The following is a 19,136-nucleotide window of genomic DNA, read 5'->3' on the forward strand; positions in this document are numbered from 1 at the left end:
TGGGGGCGGGCCGGAACGGCGACGGTGGAGCCATGGCAAGCCTCGCACCCTCCCGCCCCCTCCTCGGCGCCACCACCCCGCGCGCCCGCGTCTCCCGCTCGGTCCGTCACCTCGGGCCGAACTGGTACGCCTCCGTGATGGGCACCTCCGTCGTCGGCACCGCGGGCGCCGCGCTCCCCGTCACCGTGCCCGGTCTCCGTACCGTCTGCACCGCCGTCTGGGCGCTCTCCCTCGCGATGCTGCTGACCCTGCTCACGGCCAGGGCCGCGCACTGGCTCCGCCACCGCGACCAGGCCCGCGCCCACCTCCTCGATCCGGCGACCGCGCCCTTCTACGGCTGTCTGTCGATGGCGCTGCTCGCCGTCGGCGGCGGCGCCCTGACGCTCGGCAAGGACTGGTTGGGCCTGCCGGCGGCGGTCACGCTCGACGCCGTCCTGTTCACCACCGGCACGGCGGTGGGCCTGGTGGCCGCCGTGGCCGTGCCGTACCTGATGGTGGTCCGGCACCGGATCGAGCAGGCCTCCCCGGTCTGGCTGCTGCCGGTCGTCGCGCCCATGGTCTCCGCCGCGCTCGGCCCGCTGCTCCTCCCCCACCTGCCCGAGGGCCAGGCCCGGCAGACCCTCCTGATCGCCTGCTACGCGATGTTCGGCATCAGCCTGCTCGCCACCCTGGTGATGCTGCCGCTCGTCTTCGGCCGGCTGGTCCTGGACGGGCCGCTGCCGCTCGCCCTCACCCCCACGCTCTTCCTGGTCCTCGGCCCGCTCGGCCAGTCGACCACCGCCGCCAACGGCTTCGCCGACGCCGCCGCCGGGGTGCTGCCGGGCACCTACGCGCACGGCTTCGCCGCTTTCGCCGTCCTCTACGGCGTGCCCGTCATGGGCTTCGCGCTGCTGTGGCTGGCGCTGGCCGGGGCGATGGTGGTGCGGGCCCGGCGCGCGGGGATGGGCTTCGCGATGACCTGGTGGGCCTTCACCTTCCCCGTCGGCACCTGCGTCACCGGCGCCGAGGGGCTGGCCCGCCACACCGGCCTCGACGCCTTCCGCTGGCTGGCCATCGCCCTGTACGCGTTCCTCGCCGCGGCCTGGCTGGTGGCCGGCGTCCACACCGTGCGCGGTCTCGTCAGCGGAGCGCTGCTCGCAGGGCCCGTGCGAGGAGCCGGGGCGCCCGCGCCAGGGACGGCCCGTACCAGGTGAGCATCCGCCCGTCGACGAGCGCGGCCGCGGCCCCGGGGAACGCCTCGGGGCCGTCGTCGGCGGTGAAGCGGTACGGCTCGTCCGGGAGCACCACCAGACACGGCCGGGCCGCGGTCAGCTCGTCGAGCGGGACCTTCGGGTAGCGCTCGGGGTGGTCCGCGTACAGGTTGCGGACGCCGAGGCGGGCGAGGAGGTCGCCGGCGAAGGTGTCCCGGCCGAGCACCATCCAGGGCCGCCGCCAGACCGGTACGACGGCGGTGATCCCCTCCCCCACCGGTTCGACGGCGGCCCAGGCGTCCTCCGCCTCCGCCAGCCAGCGGGGGCGACGGGGCGCGCCGCAGGCGGCGAGGACGTCGCCGAGGACGGTCAGCCCCTGGTCGAGGGTGCGGATCTCGGTGACGAGGACCTCGGCGCCGCCGCCTTGCAGGGCGGCCAGGTCGGGGGCCCGGTTCTCCTCCTCGTTGGCGAGGACGAGGTCGGGGCGCAGGGCGAGGACCGCGGGCACGTCGGGGTTCTTGGTGCCGCCGATCCGGGCGACGCCGAGCCCCGCGGGGTGGCTGCACCAGTCGGTGGCACCGACGAGAAGCCCGGGCGCGGTGACGGCGACGGCCTCGGTGAGGGAGGGCACGAGGGAGACGATCCGCGGGGTCCGGCCCCTGAGCTGGGTCACGCCGTGGGTCACGCCGTGGGCCATTCCGTGGGCCATTCCATGGGTCATTCCTCCTCGACCTCGACGTGGTCGGCGACCGCGACGACGAGGAGGCGGGTGCCGGGCTCGGTGGCGCGCCAGCGGTGCCGGACGCCGCCGGAGAGGTAGAGCGTGTCGCCGCGGCCGAGCCGGTGGGCGCGGCCCTCCGCCTCGACCTCGGCGGCGCCGTCGGCGACGTACAGCAACTCGTCGTTGCGGTGCTGGAATTCACGCCCTGCGTCCTGTTCGCCGGTGAACTCCAGGGCGTGCAGCTGGTGTCGGCCGCGGACCAGGCGCCGTACGCCCTCCGGCATGGCCTCGGCGCCCTCGTCGGCACGGACGGCGTCGACGGTGCGGGCGGCCTCGGCGACGGCGAGGAGTTCCGCGGCGGTGGTCTGGAGGGCTTCGGCGACCAGTTCGAGGGAGCGGCGGCTGGGGCGGGCGCGCTCGTTCTCGATCTGGCTGAGGAAGGGCACGGAGAGGCCGCTGCGGGAGGCGACGACGGCCAGGGTGAGCTGGAGGGCCCGTCGGCGCCTCTTGACGGCCGCGCCCACGCGGGGTGCTTCCTTCTCGTCCATGGCGGCTCCCTCCCTCTGCTGGCTGCCTCGTCGCGTACCGGCCGGTTACCTGAACCTTACGCAGCTTTGGGCCGGGGTTTCTCGTCGTGGCGGAAAGGGAGCCGGAAGGGGGCCGGGAAGGGGGGCCGTCGGTCACCTCGGGCGACCGCTCCCTCCCGTTCGGTGAGCGTCTCCGGGCGCGGGTGGTTCCGTGTCGGCAAGGTCTCCGGGCGTGGGCGATCCCGTCGCTTCCGCCGCGGTGTCGGTGGGGTGCGGCATGATCGGGGTGTGACGCGACGCCTGATGCTCCTGGACACCGCAAGCCTCTACTTCCGCGCGTACTTCGGCGTGCCGGACTCGGTCCGGGCCCCGGACGGGACGCCGGTGAACGCCGTGCGGGGCCTGCTCGACTTCATCGGCCGGCTGGTCCAGGACCACCGGCCGGACGACCTGGTGGCCTGCTGGGACGACGACTGGCGGCCGCAGTGGCGGGTGGACCTCATCCCCTCGTACAAGGCGCACCGGGTGGCCGAGGAGACGGAGACCGGCCCCGACGAGGAGGAGATCCCGGACACGCTCTCCCCGCAGGTGCCGGTGATCGAGGACGTCCTCGCGGCGCTCGGCATCGCCCGGATCGGGGCGGCGGGGTACGAGGCGGACGACGTCATCGGCACGTTGACGGAGCGGGCGAAGGGCCCGGTGGACATCGTCACCGGCGACCGGGACCTCTTCCAACTGGTCGACGACGAGCGGGCGGTCCGGGTGCTGTACCCGCGCAAGGGCGTCGGCGACTGCGACCTGGTGGACGCGGAGCTGATCCGCACGAAGTACGGGGTGCGGCCCGACCAGTACGCGGACTTCGCCGCCCTGCGCGGCGACGCCAGCGACGGCCTGCCCGGCGTCAAGGGCATCGGCGAGAAGACGGCCGCGCAGCTGATCACCGAGTACGGCGACCTGGCGGGCGTGCGGGCGGCGGCCGGGGACCCCGCCTCGAAGCTCACCCCGGCCAAGCGGCGCGGGATCGTGGAGGCGGCGGCCTACCTGGACGTGGCGCCGACGGTGGTCCGGGTGGCGCGGGACGTGCTCCTGCCGGAGTTCGACCCGGCCCTTCCGGCGGCCCCGCGCGATCCCGCCGCCCTGGAGGCGCTGGCGGCCCGCTGGGGCCTCGGCGGGGCGGTCGGCCGACTGCTGCCGGTGCTCGCGGGCGGCCGTACCGGAAGGTGACCACCGGCGGGGTGCTAACTTAGGCATACCTAAGTCTCAGGTGTGCCGCACCGCATCACCCCCAGGCAGTCAGGAGAGTCCGCCGTGGCAGAGCAGCCGGCCCGCAAGGCCCCCCGGGCCACCGAAGCGCACGTGGTGCGCACCGAGCGGATCACCCCGCACATGGTGCGGGTCGTGCTCGGCGGCCCGGGGCTCGACGGCTTCGACGCCGGCGCCTTCACCGACCACTACGTGAAGCTGCTCTTCGCCCCCGAGGGCGTGACCTACCCGGAGCCCTTCGACATGGAGCGGATCCGGGCCGAGTACCCGCGCGAGCAGTGGCCGACCACCCGCACCTACACCGTGCGCGCCTGGGACCCGGACCGGCGCGAGCTGACCGTGGACTTCGTGGTCCACGGCGACGAGGGCCTGGCGGGCCCGTGGGCGGCCCGCGCCCAGGCCGGCGAGACGGTACGGTTCCTCGGCCCCGGCGGCGGCTACGCCCCGGACCCGGCGGCGGACTGGCACCTCCTCGTCGGCGACGAGAGCGCACTGCCGGCGATCGCGGTGGCCCTGGAGCGGCTGCCCGTCGGCGCGCGGGCGCACGCCTTCGTCGAGATCGAGGACGCGGCCGACGAGCAGAAGTTCGCGACCGCGCCGGGCGTCGAGGTGACCTGGCTGCACCGCTCGGGCCGCCCGGTCGGCGAGGCCCTGGTCGAGGCCGTACGCACCCTGGTCTTCCCGGCGGGCGACGTCCACGCCTTCGTCCACGGCGAGGCCGGCTTCGTGAAGGAACTCCGCCGCCACCTGCGCATGGAACGTCAGGTACCGCGCGAGCGCCTGTCCATCTCGGGGTACTGGCGCCTGGGCAAGACGGACGAAGCCTGGCGCGCGATCAAGCGCGAGTGGAACGAGCAGGTGGAGCGGGAGCAGGAGCCCCCGCAGGCTGCCTGACCGACCATGACGTCATGACATGAGGGGGAAAGGCCGGCGCGCCCTTCCCCCTCCCCCCTTCCCTCCCCCCTCCCCGCGCTCACTCCGCCCCGCCGCCGAAGAGGCGGTCCGAGGCGTCGATGTGGGCGAGGCGGCGGAGCGCGGAGAAGAGCGCGTCGCCGAGGACGGTGCCGACGGCGACGCTCTCGACGAGATCCTCGCGGGCCACGTGGTGCGCGACGTACTCCAGGTCGACCCGGGCGACCTGTTCGGCCGCGTCCGCGTAGACGTCGAGCACCTCGGCGAACCGCCCGTGGCCGACGGAGTCGAGGGCGGTGAGGGCGACCGCCAGGGCCTGACTCGCCGGACTCTCCGTACGACAGCGCCAGCCCCGCTCGTCGATCAGCGTCTCGACCCGCTTGCGCGCCTCGGCCGACCCAAGGCCCCCGCCCTCGTCCTCGTCCTCACCTCCGGAGGGCTCACCCCCCGAAGCCCCTTCATCGGAGTGGGGCCCGATCCGTCGGGCTGCCTCGCCCAGCAGGTCATGAAGGGGCCGGTCGGGATCGTCGACGGCCGCGATCACCTCGCCGACGGCCGCCACGGACATCCCGCCGACGTCGATCAGGGCGCGGATCAGGCGGAGCCGCCGCACATGCGTCTCCTCGTACGCGGCCTGGTTCGGGCTCGTCAGCCGACCGGCCGGGAGCAGCCCCTCCCGCACGTAGAACTTGATCGTGGGCACCGAGACCCCGGTCCTGCGGCTCAACTCACCGATGCGCACCGCGTGTTCACCTTTCCACTCCACTCCCGGCCTTGCCGGACTCCCCTCCATCATAGATAGTGGCACTATCAGATAGCGGTAAGCGCCACTATCCATACTGACTACGGGGGGATCCGTATGTCCACACGCCCGTCCACGCCCGCGCCCACCACCGCCCCGACACCTCCGACCCCGCCCGCCAACGGCCGCCTGCACCGACCCCTGCTCTGGTTCGCCGCGGCGATGGCCGTCTTCGCGGTGATCAGCGCGGGCGGGATCCTCTTCGACGACCGGATCCTCGTCGGTGTCCCGATCTGGTCGAAGCCCTTCAAGTTCGCCGTCTCGTTCGTCGCCTACTCGCTGTCGCTCGCCTGGATGCTGAGCCTCCTGCCGCGCGGCCGACGGGTCGGCTGGTGGGCCGGCACCGTCGTCATGACCGCCAGCGCCCTGGAGATGGCGCTGATCACCCTCCAAGTGATCCGTGGCAGGCAGAGCCACTTCAACCAGGAGACCCCGTTCGACGCCGCCGTCTTCCAGGCCATGGGCCTCACCGTGGTGGTCCTCTGGCTGGGCGCCCTGGCCATCGCCGTCCTCCTGCTACGCACCCGCTTCCTCGACCGCGCCACCGCCTGGGCGGTCCGCCTCTCCTCCCTGATCGCCCTCGCGGGGGCCGCCGCCGGCTTCCTGATGGTCCAGCCGACCCCCGAGCAGCGCGCCGCCACCGACCCGGCGATCGTCGGCGCCCACAGCGTCGGCGTCCCCGACGGCGGCCCCACGCTCCCGGTCACCGGCTGGGCCGCCACCGGCGGCGACCTGCGCGTCGCCCACTTCTTCGGCATGCACGCCCTCCAACTCCTGCCGCTGCTCCTCCTCGTCCTGACCGCCCTGGCCCCCCGCCTCCCCCGCCTCGCCGACCCCCAGGTCCGCCTCCGCCTCGTCCTCACCGCCTCGGCCGCCTACGCCGCCACCTTCGCCCTCCTCATCTGGCAGGCCCTCCGAGGCCAGCCCCTCCTCCACCCCGACACCACCACCCTCACCACAGCAGCCGCCCTCACCACCCTCACCGCGGCAGCCACCCTCCTCTCCCTCCGGGGGCCGCGTCCTGCGCGCGGATGATCTGCGGGCCCTGGCGCTCGCCCTGGTAGCGCCGTGACGTCTCCGGCGCCGCCGTCTCACCGCGTGGGTGTCACCGCGCCCGCACCCGGGCCCGTACCTCGCGGTCCGGTTGGAGGGTGAGGCCCGGGACCGGGCGTATCTCCTCGGCTTCGATGTCCAGGTGGTAGCGGCGGGCCAGGGTCGCGAGGACGAGGACCGCTTCGACGAGGGCGAAGCGGGTGCCGAGGCAGACGCGGGGGCCGCCGCCGAAGGGGTACCAGGCGTATTCGGGAATCTCCTCCGCCGGCCGGCCCTCGTCGTCGGTGAGCCAGCGCTCGGGGCGGAAGGCCTCCGGGTCGCCGTACCAGCGGGGGTCGCGGTGGGTGGCCCACTGGCTGGACCAGATGCGGGTGCCGGGCGGAATCGGTGTGCCGCCGAGGGTGGCACCCTCCTTGGCGATGCCGGTGAGGAGCCAGATCGTGGGGTAGAGCCGCAGGCTCTCCTTGACCACGGCCTGGGTGTAGGTGAGCGACGCGTAGTCGTCGTAGCCGGGCTCGTGGTCGGCGAGGACCCGGTCCAGTTCCTCCGTCAGCGCCTGCCGCACCCGTTCGTCGCGGGAGAGCAGGTACCAGGCCCAGACGAGGGTGGAGCTGGTGGTCTCGTGGCCGCCGACGTAGAGCGTGACCGTCTCGTCCCTGATCTCCCGGTCGGAGAGCGGGGCGCCGGTCTCGTCGCGGGCGGTGAGGAGCCGGCTGAGGAGGTCCGGGCGGTCCTCGCCGCCGTCGCGGTGGTGGGAGACCAGGCGGGAGACCTCGGCGTCGATGACCGCGGTGGCCTTCCTGATGCGGGCCCGGCCCGGGGTGGGGACCCAGTCGGGCAGGAGGGCTCCGATGCCGCTGAGCTCCGCCCCGATCTCCTGCTGTGCGACGTCCATGGCCCGGCCGATCGCCTCGGCGTCGGCCGCGGTGTCCGCCCCGAAGACGGTGCGGACGGCGATGAGCTGGGTGAGGGCGGCCATCTCCTTCTTGATGTCGACCCGCTGCCCGTCGGTCCAGCGGTCGGCCAGGGCGACGGCGCACTCCGCCATGGTGGCCGCGTAGGAGCGGACCTGCTTGGGGCGGACGGACGGCTGGACCAGGGAGCGCTTGCGGCGCCAGTCGCGCCCCTTGGCGACGACGACTCCGTCGCCGAGCAGGGTACGGAGGGCGACGCCCAGGTCGGGCTGGTCGAAGGTGTGCTCGATCTCGGTGAGCAGTTCGCCGATGGCGTCCGGGTGGGCGATGAAGAGGGCGGGGCTTGCGCCGAACCGCCAGCGGACGAAGTCGCCGCGCTCCCGCAGCCGTTCGAAGAAGGCGAGGGGGTCCTTGCCGAAGGCCGGGAGGTTGCCGAGCAGCGGCACTCCGCGCGGTCCTTCGACGATGGTGATGCCGGCCTCGGCCCCTTCCGGCGGCGTGGCGCTGTCGGATCCGGCCCCGGGCCCGGTATCGGGTTCGATCTCGGCTCCGGTATCGGTGTCGGCGCGTGTGGTCATGTGCGTCCCCTCCCCCAACTCGCTCTCCCTGCGTGCGAGTCCATGCAAGCGGAAGGCTCCGACACTGCGCCAGCCCTGTGGACAACCACCTGTGGACAACCGGCGGGGTGCGTACGGAAGGGCCCGTGATGTCCTCCATCACGGGCCCTTCCCACGGGATGTGGCGAGGCGTCAGCCGACCGAGCTGTACGCCACCACTCCGCGCAGCAGCGCGTCCACGGCCTTGCGCGCGTTCTTCGCGACCGTGCTGTTCTCCTTCGGTGCCGCGGCGGCGATCTGTCCGAGGACGTCGATGACCTGCTTGCACCAGCGGACGAAGTCGCCGGCGGGCATCTCGGCCTCGCGCAGCACCTCGTCGAGGCTCTTGTCGGAGGCCCACTGGTGGGCGGCCCAGGCGAAGCCGAGGTCGGGCTCGCGCTGGCCCACGCCCTCCGCCTGGTTGATCTTGAACTCCTCCTCCAGGGCGTCGAGCCGGCTCCAGATGCGGACCATCTCGCCGAGCGCCGCCTTGGCCTGACCGCCAGGCACCTTGGGCGCTACGGCGTCATCGGCCTGCCGGGCCTCGTAGACGAGGGCGGAGACGCAGGCGGCGAGCTCGGCGGGGGCGAGCCCCTCCCAGACGCCTTCGCGCAGGCACTCGCTGGCGAGCAGGTCGAGCTCGCCGTAGAGCCGGGCGAGCCGCTTGCCGTTGCCGGTGACCTCGTCGCCGCGGAGGTAGTCGAGTTCGGTGAGGAGCGCGACGATCCGGTCGAAGGTGCGGGCGATGGTGTTCGTCCGGCCCTCGATGCGCCGCTCCAGCTGTCTGGTGTCGCGCTGGAGGCGGTGGTAGCGCTCGGCCCAGCGGGCGTGGTCCTCGCGCTCGTCGCAGCCGTGGCAGGGGTGGGCGCGGATGGCGGTGCGCAGGCGGGCGATCTCGCGGTCGTCGGCGGCGCCGGAGCGCTGCTTGCGGTGCCGCTCGGGGTTGATGTGCCCGGCCTTGGAGCGCAGCGCGGAGGCGAGGTCGCGGCGGGACTGCGGGGAGCGCGGGTTGAAGGTCCTGGGGATCCGCATCCGCTCCAGGGCCTCCACCGGGACGGGGAAGTCGATGGAGGCGAGCCGCTTGACCTGCCGCTCGGCGGTGAGGACGAGCGGCCGGGGCCCGTCGTGGTACTCGAAGCCCCGGTGGCCGTTGGTGCGTCCTGCCGGGAGGCCGGGGTCGAGGACGAGGGCGAGCCCTGCGAACTTGCCCGTCGGCACGTGGATGACGTCGCCGGGCTTCAGCCTCTCCAGGGAGGCGGCGGCCTGGGCGCGCCGCTGGGCGGCGCCCTGCTTGGCCAGCTCCGTCTCACGGTCCTTGAGGTCGCGGCGGAGCCGCGCGTACTCCTCGAAGTCGCCGAGGTGGCAGGTCATGCCCTCGCGGTAGCCCGCGAGTCCCTCCTCGTTGCGCTGGACCTGGCGGGAGATGCCGACGACGGAGCGGTCCGCCTGGAACTGGGCGAAGGAGGTCTCCAGGAGTTCCCTGGAGCGGTGCCGGCCGAACTGCTCGACCAGGTTGACCGCCATGTTGTACGAGGGCCGGAAGCTGGAGCGCAGCGGATAGGTGCGGGTGCCGGCGAGGCCGGCGAGGTGCTCCGGGTCGAGGCCGCGCTGCCAGAGGACGACGGCGTGGCCCTCGACGTCGATGCCGCGGCGGCCGGCGCGTCCGGTGAGCTGGGTGTACTCGCCGGGGGTGATGTCGGCGTGCTGCTCGCCGTTCCACTTGACCAGCTTCTCCAGGACGACCGAGCGGGCCGGCATGTTGATGCCGAGGGCGAGGGTCTCGGTGGCGAAGACGGCCTTGACGAGTCCGTGGACGAAGAGCTCCTCGACGACCTCCTTGAAGGTGGGGAGCATGCCGGCGTGGTGGGCGGCGATGCCGCGCTCCAGCGCCTCCAGCCACTCGTAGTAGCCGAGGACGTGCAGGTCCTCGTCGGGGATGGCGGCGGTGCGGGCCTCGACGATCTCGCGGACGCGGAGGCGGGCGGCGTCGTCGTTGAGCCGCAGGCCGGCGTAGAGGCACTGCTGGACGGCGGCCTCGCAGCCGGCGCGGCTGAAGATGAAGGTGATGGCGGGGAGGAGGCCCTCGGCGTCGAGCCGGTCGATGACCTCGGGGCGGCCGGGGGTCCAGATGCGGGAGCGCTGGCGGCGCTCGCGCTCGCGGTCGGCCTCGCGGACCATCTTGCCGCGGCGCCGGTCGCGGGGGGTGTACGTGCGCGTGTTCTCGGTGCGGGCGAGGCGGAGGAGGTCGGGGTTGACCTCGCGGCGGGAGGCGCCGCGGCCGCCGTGGTCGGTCTCCTCCTCGAAGAGGTCGTACATCCGGCGGCCGGCGAGGACGTGCTGCCAGAGCGGGACGGGACGGCTCTCGGAGACGATGACCTCGGTGTCGCCGCGGACCGTGTCGAGCCAGTCGCCGAACTCCTCGGCGTTGGACACGGTGGCGGAGAGGGAGACGAGGGTGACCGACTCGGGGAGGTGGATGATCACTTCCTCCCAGACGGCGCCGCGGAAGCGGTCGGAGAGGTAGTGGACCTCGTCCATGACCACGTAGCCGAGGCCGGAGAGGGCCTGGGACCCCGCGTAGAGCATGTTGCGAAGGACTTCGGTGGTCATGACGACGATCGGCGCGTCGCCGTTGACGCTGTTGTCGCCGGTGAGCAGGCCGACCTTGTCGGGGCCGTACCGCTTGACGAGGTCGGTGTACTTCTGGTTCGACAGCGCCTTGATGGGGGTCGTGTAGAAGCACTTGCGGCCCTGGGTGAGGGCGAGGTGGACGGCGAACTCGCCGACGATGGTCTTGCCGGAGCCCGTGGGGGCGGCGACGAGCACGCCCTTGCCCGCTTCGAGAGCCTGGCACGCCTCGATCTGGAAGGGGTCCAGACCGAACTCGTACATCTCCCGGAAGGGGGCCAGTGCGGTGGCCTGCTCTGCGTTGCGTACGCGTGCGGCGGCGTACGCCTCGGCTGGGGTGAGGTCCTCTGTCATCTTGTCATCGAGCCTACCCGCCCCCTCTGACAGTGACGCGATCTTTATCGAGGGGATCGACGGGGCTCGCGGACCGCCTCACGGCCGGGTCACGGGAGCGGGGGCGGTGCCAGGACCGTGAGGGCCCCGGGGGCGCACTCGACGGTCAGTGGGAGCGGGCCGAGCGGTTCGCCGTCCGCGTAGCCGGTGGTGGCGGGGGCGTGGAGGGTGATCGAGCGGACGCGGTGCGTGGTGACGGCGGGGTGGTCGAGGTGGGTGCCCCGGTAGACGCGGGGGAAGACCTTGAGGAGGGTGGCGCGGCCGACGTCGCCGACGACGGTGACGTCGAGGAGGCCGTCGTCGAGGCGTGCGCCGGCGCAGATCCGCATGCCGCCGCCGTAGGAGGTGCCGTTGCCGACGGCGACGAGGGTGGCGTCGGTCTCGACGGTGCGGTCGCCGTCGAGGACGAGCCGGTAGGGGACGGCGCGGAAGGCGGCGAGTTCGGCGAGGATCGCGAGGTCGTACGCGAAGCGGCCGACGGGGAGGCGCATCCGGTTGCCGCGGTCGTTGACCCGCGAGTCGAAGCCGGAGGCGAGGACGGTGCCGTACCAGCGGGGTCCGGTGGGGGTCGTGATCCGCCCGAGGTCGACGGTGCGGGCCGCGCCGTCGCGGAGGAGTGCGGCGGTGAGGCGGGCGGCGTCGGCGGGGGCGCGGACGGGGAGGCCGAGGGAGCGGGCGAAGTCGTTGCCGGTGCCGACGGCGATCACGCCGAGCGGGGTGCCGGTGCCGGCGACGGCCTGGAGGGCGAGCGAGACCATGCCGTCGCCGCCGACGGCGACGAGGGCGCCGGTGCCGTCGGCGACGGCCTCGCGGGCGCGGCGCAGGGCGTCGGCGGCGTCGAGGCCGAGGAGGGTGCGGACCGAGTGACCGGCGGCGCGGAGGGCGTCGGCGGCGGGGCGGGCCGCGTGGACGCCGCGGCCGCGGCCGGCGGCGGGGTTGACGAAGAGCGTGATGTCGCTGGACATGGCGGGTCCCCCCGGACGGAGTCTGGGGGGACCCTACAAGATCGGCCTGCCGCCGCGATCACCGGTACGGCGGCGGGATCAGGTGATGTCGTCGTAGCCGCTCGTGCGGTGGGCGCGGGCCCCGTCGGACTCGCCCGACGCCTGCTCGGGCAGGGCGCGGGCGGCGGATCCGGGGTCCGGGGCTCCGACGGGCTCGGGGGTGAGGTCGAGCACCGAGGCCTCGTCGTCGGAGAGCTGGGCGTCGGGGTTGCCGCGGGCCCGTCGCCGGTCGTTGAGGAGCGCGATGCCGACGGCGGTGAAGTACAGGACGATGATCGGTCCGGAGAGGGCGATCATGCCGAGCGGGTCGGTGGACGGGGTGGCGACGGCGCCGAAGACGAAGGTGCCCATGACCATGGCGCGCCACCAGCCGGCCATGCGCTTGCCGGTGACCACGCCGGTGAGGTTGAGCATGATCAGCAGCAGCGGCAGCTCGAAGGCGAGGCCGAAGACGAGGACCATCCGGGTGGTGAAGTCCAGGAGGTCGTCGAGGGAGAGGAAGTTCGACGCGACGTCGGGCGTGATGCTGATGAGGACGCGCACGCTGAGCGGCATGATGAGGTACGCGGTGTACGCGCCGGCCACGAAGAGGGGGACCGCGATGGCGGCGAACCAGTACGTGTACTTCTTCTCGTTCTTGTGGAGGCCGGGCGCGACGAAGGCCCAGAGCTGGTAGAGCCAGATCGGGGTGGAGGCGATGAGGCCGGCCAGCATGACCACCTTCACCGTGGAGGTGAAGGGGGAGAGCATGGTCTGGTAGGCGATGATGACGCAGCGTCCGCCCGTGTTGTCGGAGATGGAGGTGTCCGGGGGACACTTCGGTACGGGGGACGACAGAAGGTCCATCAGCTGCTGGCTGAAGAACGCGGCCACCACGGAGGTGACGACGATCGCCAGCATCGCCTTCGCGAGACGGTTGCGCAGCTCACGGAGGTGATCGGCGAGAGGCATCCGCCCCTCGGGATCCTTCTCCTTCTTCATGCGGGCAGACTTGGGCAACCCACGTCCTCATCTCGTGCGGGCAGGCCGCGGTGCGGCGTACGTGCGGGGCGAACGGTTCAGCGCTGGCGCGTGCGGGTCAGCGCTGGGTGGAGTCCGACGCCTCGGTCACGGGGCGGGCGCCGGTGACGTCGCCGGGGGCGGCCTTGATGGTGCGCGGGGCGGGGGCGGCCTGCTCGGCCGGGGTCTCGGCGGGAGCGGCGGGGGCGGACTCCTGGCCCTCCGCCTTCATCGCCTTCGCCTCGCTCTTCAGGATGCGGGCCGACTTGCCCAGGGAGCGCGCCATCTCCGGGAGCTTCTTGGCGCCGAAGAGGAGCACGACGACCAGCAGGATGAGGCTGATCTCAAGGGGACCGATCTGACGGAACATGACTGTGGTCTCTCTTCTCACCGAGGCGGCATGGGTGCGTGCCCGGCCGGTCGGACATGCGTCCGGCCACCGCGCTGTCTGCGATCGTAACCCGCAGGAGTAAACGTCGGGCAATGCCCGTGCGTACTCGCGATTGCGCCCGAGGGGCCCTGATCAGGCCACATCGGCGCGGTGTGCGGCCCTGGACTCAGGGGAGGGAGCGGCCGGTTCGGGCCAGTCCGCCGGCGGCGGTCTCCAGTTCCTCGGCGGCGCGCTGGATCCGCTGTGTGGTGACGGCCACTTGGCGGCCGAGGCGCTGGACCTCCAGGAAGACCTTGACGGCGAGGACGCCGAGGACGGCGATGCCGAGGAAACCGAGGGCGATCGCGAGCATGGGCCAGAACATGTGCCGAGCCTAGCCCTTGGGGGGTGGGGGCCGGTCAGGCGGTGGTGTGCAGGCGGAGGGTGCGGACGCCGCCGCCGGTGAGGAGTTCGACGATGCGTTCGCCGGCGGGTTTGCGGACGGCGCTGCCGCACTCGGGGCAGGTGAAGGAGTAGAAGGTGGTGCGGTGGCTGGCTCCGATGGCCAGGCGCAGGGCGCCGGCGGCGAGTTCGAAGCGGCAGCGGCAGTCGGGGCAGGCGGCCTTGAAGAGGACCGGGGCCACCGACGCCGACAGATCGGGCATCACGGACATTTCCCTCAACTCTCTCTGCCTCGTACTCCCTGGACCTTCATGGCACCCGCCACCTCCCGGCCGCGAACGGTACGAGGACGGCTCACACGCCCCCGCCGCGAACGGTACGAGGACGGCTCACACGCCCTCGTACGCGGCGAGCGCCGCGGCCGCCGCCTCCCGGGCGGAGTCCGCGAGACCCGCCGGCGAGACGATCCGCCCGTCGCTGCCGAGCCGCAGCGCGAGCCGCTTCAGCGAGGCCGGGTCGGGGGTGCGCAGGGTGATCCGCAGCCCGCCGTCGGTCAGCTCCTCGGCCCGGTCGTGCGGGTAGTACTCGGCGACCCAGCGGCCGCCGGGGCCGACCTCGACCACCACCTCCGGGTCGTCGGCCGAGGGCTGGACCAGCCCCTCGGACAGGTCCCGCAGCTCGATCTCCGGCGGCGCGGCGGCCTCCTCCAGGATCCGGATCTCGGCGACCCGGTCGAGCCGGAAGGTGCGGCGCGCCTCCGAGAGCCGGCACCACGCCTCCATGTAGGTGTGGCCGACGGCGAAGAGGCGGATGGGGTCGACCTCGCGCTCGGTGAGCTCGTCGCGCGCCGGCGAGTAGTAGCGCAGCCAGAGCCGCTTGCGCTCGGAGATGGCCCGGTCGACCTCGGCGAAGACGCCGCCCTCGGACTCGAAGGTGACCGACAGGCGGGCGCTGGCGCCGGCCGCCTCCCCGGCGGCGGCCTCCAGCTTGGCGGTGGCGCGGACCAGCGCGTCCCGGTCGCCCTCGCGCAGCCCGGGCAGGGTGGCGACGGCGCGGGCGGCGACGAGCAGCGCGGTGGCCTCGTCGGCGGCGAGCCGTAGCGGCTCGGCGACATCGTCGGGGTTGTGCCACCAGATCCGGTCGCCGTCGGTGTCGATGTCGAGCAGGTCGCCGCCCCGGAAGCTGGTGCCGCACATGGGCAGCACGTCGAGGTCGGAGATCAGCTCGTCCTCGGTGATGCCGAAGGCGCGGGCCACGTCGGCGACGTGGGCGCCGGGGCGCTCGCGGAGGTAGGTGACGAGGGAGAGCATCCGCCTCGTCTGGTCGATCGCGTTGGCAGCCATGCGGTTCGTCTCCCCCTCAGCCCTTGGCGACGGCGCGCAGCCGCTCCACCACGTCGGCCCGCAGGTCGGCCGGTTCCAGTACGACGACGTCGGGACCGAACTCGACGAGCCAGGCGTCGAGGCCGTGCCCGTACGGGATCTCCAGCTCGTCCCAGCCGTCGGTGCCCTCGCTCACCTCGGTGGCGCGGGCCCGCAGCGGGTAGCCGCAGCCGGCGCGCAGCCGGATCCGGGCGGTGCGGGTGGCGGTCTCCCCCGCCCAGCTCTCCACGGTCTCGCGGACGGTGACGACGTCGGGCACGGGCGCGGTGAAGGCGCCGGCCCGGGAGCGGACCCTGCCGGTGATGCGGGAGAGGCGGAAGACGCGCTCGGCGCCCCGGTCGCGGTCCCAGCCGGCCAGGTACCAGTGGCCGCGCCAGCACTCCAGCGTCCAGGGCTCGACGTGGCGGGGCTCGGGGCGGGCGGCGTTGGCCTTGCGGTAGTCGAAGACGACGGGGCGCCGGTCGCGGCAGGCGAGCATCAGCGGCTCGAAGGCGGCCTCGTGGACCGGGATACGGGGTTCGAGGGCGCTGGGGTGGAGGTCGTACGCGTCCTCGGCCTCGGGCATGCCGGCGGCGCGCAGCTTCTGGAGGGCACCGCTGGCCGCACCGGCGAGGCGGGCCTGCTGCCAGACCTTGGCGGCGAGGCCGAGCGCGGCGGCCTCCTCGGCGTCCAGGGTGATGGGCGGGAGGCGGTTGGAGTCGCGGCGGGCGAGGTAGCCGGTCTCGCCGTCGAGGTTCTCGACGGTCTCGATGACGAGGCCGAGCTCGCGGAGATCGTCCTTGTCCCGCTCGAACATGCGGTTGAAGGCTTCGTCGCCGCTGGCCTCCATGTACGCCTCGATGGAGCCGCGCAGCTCGCGCTTGCTGAGCGCGCGGCGCGTCCCGAGCAGGCACAGCGCGAGATTCATCAGCCGCTCGGCCTTGGCAATCGCCATCGACGCCCTGCACCCTCTTCCCCGGTTCCGTTCTCGGACGTCCGACCGTACCGCCCCGGGGTGTCCGGACAAAAGCCGAGGGCCCCCGCCATGGAGGCGGAGGCCCTCGACAGGGGCGCGGGTCGGTCAGCGCTTCTTCACGGCCATCAGGTCGCAGACGAAGATCAGCGTCTCGCCGGGGGCGATCTTGCCGCCGGCGCCGCGGTCGCCGTAGGCGAGGTGGGCGGGGATGACCAGCTGGCGGCGGCCGCCGACCTTCATGCCCTGGACGCCCTTGTCCCAGCCCTCGATGACCTGGCCGACGCCGAGCCGGAAGGGCAGCGCGGCGCCGCGGTTCCAGGAGGCGTCGAACTCCTCGCCGGTGCTGAAGGAGACACCGACGTAGTGGACCTGGACGTCGTCACCGGCGGCGGCGGTCTCGCCGTCGCCCTCCCAGATGTCCTTGATCTCCAGGTCGGCCGGCGGCTCGCCGCCCGGGAAGTCGACCTCGGGCTTCTCGATGCTCACTGCAGTGTGCTCCTCATACGGGTGGAACCGCGCGGACGATGATCCGCGCGACCCCGACAACCTACCTCTCGGCGGGCCGGGGCGCGCGGGGACCCGACTACTGCTTGGCCAGGATGTCCACGGTGAAGACGAGCGTCGACTTCGCCGGGATCGGGCCCTGGGCCTGGTCGCCGTAGCCGTCGGCCGGCGGGACGACGAGCAGCACGCGGCTGCCGACCTTCTTGCCCTCCAGGCCCTTGCTCCAGCCCGGGATGACGCCGGCGAGCTGGAAGGTGGCCGGGGCGCCGCGGTCGTAGGAGCTGTCGAACTTCTTGCCGTCCTTCCAGAGCACGCCCTGGTACTGGACGGTGAGGGTGTCGGTGGACTTGACGGCCTCGCCCTCGCCCTCGATGACGTAGTTCGAGACGAGCGTCTCCGGCGGGTCGGTCTTGGGCACGGTCAGCGAGGGGGCCTTGCCGTCGGTGTTGGTGCCGACCTTGGGCAGGTCCTTGTTCTCCTGGGCGACGTCGGTGCCGGTGGCGGACTTCGGGATGGTGGTCGCCTTCAGGATGTCGACGACGAAGACGAGGGTGGCGCCCCCCTTGATGCTCGGGGGCGAGCCCTTCTCGCCGTAGCCGAGCTCCGGCGGGATGCCGATCTCCAGGCGGCTGCCGACCTTCTGGCCCTTCAGGCCCTGGTCCCAGCCCTTGATGACCTGGCCGGCGCCGAGGGTGAGGGTGAACGGCTCGCCGCGGTCGAAGCTGTTGTCGAAGGGGGTCGTCGAGTCCCAGGTCTGACCGAGGTAGTTGACCTGGAGGGCGTCGCCGTCCTTGGTCTCCGGGCCGTCGCCCTCGCTGATGACGTTGACCTTGAGTTCCTTCGGCGGTTCGCCCTCGCCCTTCGCGAGGGTCGGCTTCTCGCCGAACTTCGCGCCCGCGGTGATGGAGGGGAGCCCGTTGGTCATCGAGGCGTTATCGGAGCCCTTGGTTTCGCTGCCGCAGGCCGCTGTGGTGAGCAGCAGCAGCGGGACGACGAGAAGGCCGGCAAGTCGGCGCACGTGTTCCTCAGATCTCAGACGGCACAGTAGTGGTCCGGACACTCTAGGGGACCCGCCCGTGACGTCCAGGGCCCCGCGCGTCACACGCGCGGGGCCCGGTTCGTTCTTCCGATCGTCCTACATCCCGGCGATCAGCTTCTCCACCCGGTCGTCGACCGAGCGGAAGGGGTCCTTGCACAGGACCGTGCGCTGTGCCTGGTCGTTGAGCTTGAGGTGGACCCAGTCGACGGTGAAGTCCCGGCGCTGCTCCTGGGCCCGGCGGATGAAGTCGCCGCGGAGCCGGGCGCGGGTGGTCTGCGGGGGCACGGACTTGCCCTCGAAGATCTTCACGTCGTTGCAGACCCGGGCCGCCTGCCCGTTCTTCTGGAGCAGGTAGTACAGCCCGCGACGGCGGTGGATGTCGTGGTACGCGAGGTCTATCTGGGCGACCCGCGGGTTCGACATGGTCATGTTGTGCTTGGTGCGGTACCGCTCGATGAGCTTGTACTTCATCACCCAGTCGATCTCCGTCTGGATGCGGTCCAGCTCCTCCTGCTCGATCGCGTCGAGCGTGCGGCCCCACAGTTCGAGGACCTGGGCGACCGTGCCGGAGCGGATGCCGCGCCGGTCGACGAAGTCGGACGCCTTCTCGAAGTACTCGCGCTGCACCTCCAGGGCGGAGGCCTCGCGGCCGCTGGCCAGGCGCACCTTGCGCTGTCCTGTGATGTCGTGGCTGACCTCGCGGATGGCCCGGATCGGGTTCTCCAGGGTCAGGTCGCGCATCACGGTGCCGGCCTCGATCATGCGCAGCACGAGGTCGGTGGCGCCGACCTTGAGCAGCATGGTCGTCTCCGACATGTTGGAGTCGCCGACGATGACGTGGAGCCTGCGGTAGCGCTCGGCGTCGGCGTGCGGCTCGTCCCGGGTGTTGATGATGGGCCGGGAGCGGGTGGTGGCGGAGCTGACGCCCTCCCAGATGTGCTCGGCGCGCTGGGAGACGCAGTAGACGGCGCCGCGCGGGGTCTGGAGGACCTTGCCCGCGCCGCAGATCAGCTGACGGGTGACCAGGAACGGGATGAGGATGTCCGCGAGCCGGGAGAACTCGCCGTGGCGGGCGACGAGATAGTTCTCGTGGCAGCCGTAGGAGTTTCCGGCGGAGTCGGTGTTGTTCTTGAAGAGATAGACGTCGCCCGCGATTCCCTCCTCGTGCAGGCGGCGTTCGGCGTCCACGAGCAGACCTTCGAGAATGCGCTCGCCGGCCTTGTCGTGGGTGACGAGTTCGATCACGTCGTCGCATTCCGGTGTGGCGTATTCCGGATGCGAACCCACGTCGAGGTACAGACGGGCACCGTTCCGCAGGAAGACGTTGCTGCTGCGGCCCCATGACACGACTCGGCGGAAGAGGTACCGCGCCACTTCGTCAGGAGACAGTCGGCGCTGTCCCCTGAACGTGCACGTGACGCCGTACTCGTTCTCCAGCCCGAAAATGCGGCGGTCCATGTCTGAACATTACGCCTGACGGCC

At 72.6% G+C, this 19,136-nt stretch carries 19 protein-coding genes; 4 read left to right on the forward strand and 15 right to left on the reverse strand.

Annotation, left to right across the window (positions count from 1 at the left end; genetic code table 11):
* Window positions 1-32: 32 nt before the first annotated feature.
* A complete protein-coding gene (locus QK442_RS10880) occupies window positions 33-1,193 on the forward strand; it encodes a TDT family transporter (RefSeq protein WP_282693672.1) in 1,161 nt (386 codons plus the stop codon).
* Here the strand turns inward: QK442_RS10880 and QK442_RS10885 are convergent.
* Window positions 1,120-1,887: a helical backbone metal receptor gene (locus QK442_RS10885; protein ID WP_282693773.1), complete on the reverse strand. Its 768-nt coding sequence runs from the start codon at window positions 1,885-1,887 to the stop codon at window positions 1,120-1,122. The genes QK442_RS10880 and QK442_RS10885 overlap by 74 nt on opposite strands.
* Window positions 1,888-1,907: 20 nt before the next feature.
* Window positions 1,908-2,459, reverse strand: coding sequence for a cupin domain-containing protein (locus tag QK442_RS10890; RefSeq protein WP_282693673.1), 552 nt, complete (start codon window positions 2,457-2,459; stop codon window positions 1,908-1,910).
* Window positions 2,460-2,741: 282 nt separating this feature from the next.
* Here QK442_RS10890 and QK442_RS10895 point away from each other — a divergent pair, with 282 nt between their 5' ends.
* Together QK442_RS10895 and QK442_RS10900 are read left to right on the forward strand one after the other, a co-directional pair.
* A complete protein-coding gene (locus tag QK442_RS10895) occupies window positions 2,742-3,662 on the forward strand; it encodes a 5'-3' exonuclease (protein ID WP_282693774.1) in 921 nt (306 codons plus the stop codon).
* Between the two features lie 84 nt (window positions 3,663-3,746).
* The gene (locus QK442_RS10900; RefSeq protein WP_282693674.1) at window positions 3,747-4,595 is read left to right on the forward strand and encodes a siderophore-interacting protein; all 849 of its coding nucleotides are present in this window, start codon (window positions 3,747-3,749) and stop codon (window positions 4,593-4,595) included.
* 79 nt (window positions 4,596-4,674) lie between these two features.
* Here the strand turns inward: QK442_RS10900 and QK442_RS10905 are convergent, their stop codons facing one another.
* The gene (locus QK442_RS10905) at window positions 4,675-5,355 is read right to left on the reverse strand and encodes a MerR family transcriptional regulator (RefSeq protein WP_282693675.1); all 681 of its coding nucleotides are present in this window, start codon (window positions 5,353-5,355) and stop codon (window positions 4,675-4,677) included.
* Between the two features lie 222 nt (window positions 5,356-5,577).
* On the opposite strand from QK442_RS10905, the gene QK442_RS10910 reads away from it, so the two are divergent.
* Window positions 5,578-6,450, forward strand: a complete 873-nt coding sequence (locus tag QK442_RS10910) for a hypothetical protein (protein WP_282693775.1) — start codon at window positions 5,578-5,580, stop codon at window positions 6,448-6,450.
* Window positions 6,451-6,520: 70 nt separating this feature from the next.
* Here QK442_RS10910 and QK442_RS10915 read toward each other — a convergent pair whose 3' ends face one another.
* From QK442_RS10915 to pafA, 12 genes are all read right to left on the reverse strand, one after another.
* The gene (locus tag QK442_RS10915) at window positions 6,521-7,960 is read right to left on the reverse strand and encodes a cytochrome P450 (RefSeq protein ID WP_282693676.1); all 1,440 of its coding nucleotides are present in this window, start codon (window positions 7,958-7,960) and stop codon (window positions 6,521-6,523) included.
* A 171-nt stretch (window positions 7,961-8,131) separates the two neighbouring features.
* A complete protein-coding gene (locus tag QK442_RS10920; RefSeq protein ID WP_282693677.1) occupies window positions 8,132-10,960 on the reverse strand; it encodes a DEAD/DEAH box helicase in 2,829 nt (942 codons plus the stop codon).
* Between the two features lie 89 nt (window positions 10,961-11,049).
* Window positions 11,050-11,964, reverse strand: coding sequence for a diacylglycerol kinase (locus QK442_RS10925; protein WP_282693678.1), 915 nt, complete (start codon window positions 11,962-11,964; stop codon window positions 11,050-11,052).
* A gap of 78 nt (window positions 11,965-12,042) precedes the next feature.
* Window positions 12,043-12,954, reverse strand: coding sequence for a twin-arginine translocase subunit TatC (gene tatC, locus QK442_RS10930; protein WP_282693776.1), 912 nt, complete (start codon window positions 12,952-12,954; stop codon window positions 12,043-12,045).
* A gap of 127 nt (window positions 12,955-13,081) precedes the next feature.
* Complete coding sequence (gene tatA, locus QK442_RS10935; protein WP_282693679.1) at window positions 13,082-13,372, reverse strand: Sec-independent protein translocase subunit TatA; 291 nt, start codon at window positions 13,370-13,372, stop codon at window positions 13,082-13,084.
* Between the two features lie 187 nt (window positions 13,373-13,559).
* Window positions 13,560-13,757, reverse strand: coding sequence for a hypothetical protein (locus tag QK442_RS10940; RefSeq protein WP_282693680.1), 198 nt, complete (start codon window positions 13,755-13,757; stop codon window positions 13,560-13,562).
* Between the two features lie 34 nt (window positions 13,758-13,791).
* Window positions 13,792-14,037: a hypothetical protein gene (locus QK442_RS10945; protein ID WP_282693681.1), complete on the reverse strand. Its 246-nt coding sequence runs from the start codon at window positions 14,035-14,037 to the stop codon at window positions 13,792-13,794.
* Between the two features lie 126 nt (window positions 14,038-14,163).
* Window positions 14,164-15,117, reverse strand: coding sequence for a WYL domain-containing protein (locus QK442_RS10950; protein WP_282693682.1), 954 nt, complete (start codon window positions 15,115-15,117; stop codon window positions 14,164-14,166).
* Window positions 15,118-15,133: 16 nt separating this feature from the next.
* Window positions 15,134-16,090, reverse strand: a complete 957-nt coding sequence (locus QK442_RS10955) for a WYL domain-containing protein (RefSeq protein WP_282693683.1) — start codon at window positions 16,088-16,090, stop codon at window positions 15,134-15,136.
* A 126-nt stretch (window positions 16,091-16,216) separates the two neighbouring features.
* On the reverse strand, window positions 16,217-16,597 hold the full coding sequence (locus QK442_RS10960) for an FKBP-type peptidyl-prolyl cis-trans isomerase (protein ID WP_282693684.1): 381 nt from the start codon (window positions 16,595-16,597) through the stop codon (window positions 16,217-16,219).
* A gap of 97 nt (window positions 16,598-16,694) precedes the next feature.
* Window positions 16,695-17,633, reverse strand: a complete 939-nt coding sequence (locus tag QK442_RS10965; protein WP_282693685.1) for an FKBP-type peptidyl-prolyl cis-trans isomerase — start codon at window positions 17,631-17,633, stop codon at window positions 16,695-16,697.
* Between the two features lie 117 nt (window positions 17,634-17,750).
* The gene (pafA, locus tag QK442_RS10970; RefSeq protein WP_282693686.1) at window positions 17,751-19,112 is read right to left on the reverse strand and encodes a Pup--protein ligase; all 1,362 of its coding nucleotides are present in this window, start codon (window positions 19,110-19,112) and stop codon (window positions 17,751-17,753) included.
* Window positions 19,113-19,136 lie beyond the last annotated feature (24 nt).

It is taken from the genome of Streptomyces sp. CC208A (assembly GCF_030010625.1).
GTDB lineage: Bacteria > Actinomycetota > Actinomycetes > Streptomycetales > Streptomycetaceae > Streptomyces.

What these genes read in the sequence shown, in the direction of transcription:
- QK442_RS10880 (WP_282693672.1), top strand. Translation starts at nt 33, where the DNA reads ATGGCAAGCCTCGCACCCTCCCGCCCCCTCCTCGGCGCCACCACCCCG.
- QK442_RS10885 (WP_282693773.1), bottom strand. Translation starts at nt 1,887, where the DNA reads ATGGCCCACGGCGTGACCCACGGCGTGACCCAGCTCAGGGGCCGGACC.
- QK442_RS10890 (WP_282693673.1), bottom strand. Translation starts at nt 2,459, where the DNA reads ATGGACGAGAAGGAAGCACCCCGCGTGGGCGCGGCCGTCAAGAGGCGC.
- QK442_RS10895 (WP_282693774.1), top strand. Translation starts at nt 2,742, where the DNA reads ATGCTCCTGGACACCGCAAGCCTCTACTTCCGCGCGTACTTCGGCGTG.
- QK442_RS10910 (WP_282693775.1), top strand. Translation starts at nt 5,578, where the DNA reads ATGGCCGTCTTCGCGGTGATCAGCGCGGGCGGGATCCTCTTCGACGAC.
- QK442_RS10915 (WP_282693676.1), bottom strand. Translation starts at nt 7,960, where the DNA reads ATGACCACACGCGCCGACACCGATACCGGAGCCGAGATCGAACCCGAT.
- QK442_RS10920 (WP_282693677.1), bottom strand. Translation starts at nt 10,960, where the DNA reads ATGACAGAGGACCTCACCCCAGCCGAGGCGTACGCCGCCGCACGCGTA.
- QK442_RS10925 (WP_282693678.1), bottom strand. Translation starts at nt 11,964, where the DNA reads ATGTCCAGCGACATCACGCTCTTCGTCAACCCCGCCGCCGGCCGCGGC.
- tatC (WP_282693776.1), bottom strand. Translation starts at nt 12,954, where the DNA reads ATGCCTCTCGCCGATCACCTCCGTGAGCTGCGCAACCGTCTCGCGAAG.
- tatA (WP_282693679.1), bottom strand. Translation starts at nt 13,372, where the DNA reads ATGTTCCGTCAGATCGGTCCCCTTGAGATCAGCCTCATCCTGCTGGTC.
- QK442_RS10940 (WP_282693680.1), bottom strand. Translation starts at nt 13,757, where the DNA reads ATGTTCTGGCCCATGCTCGCGATCGCCCTCGGTTTCCTCGGCATCGCC.
- QK442_RS10945 (WP_282693681.1), bottom strand. Translation starts at nt 14,037, where the DNA reads ATGCCCGATCTGTCGGCGTCGGTGGCCCCGGTCCTCTTCAAGGCCGCC.
- QK442_RS10950 (WP_282693682.1), bottom strand. Translation starts at nt 15,117, where the DNA reads ATGGCTGCCAACGCGATCGACCAGACGAGGCGGATGCTCTCCCTCGTC.
- QK442_RS10955 (WP_282693683.1), bottom strand. Translation starts at nt 16,090, where the DNA reads ATGGCGATTGCCAAGGCCGAGCGGCTGATGAATCTCGCGCTGTGCCTG.
- pafA (WP_282693686.1), bottom strand. Translation starts at nt 19,112, where the DNA reads ATGGACCGCCGCATTTTCGGGCTGGAGAACGAGTACGGCGTCACGTGC.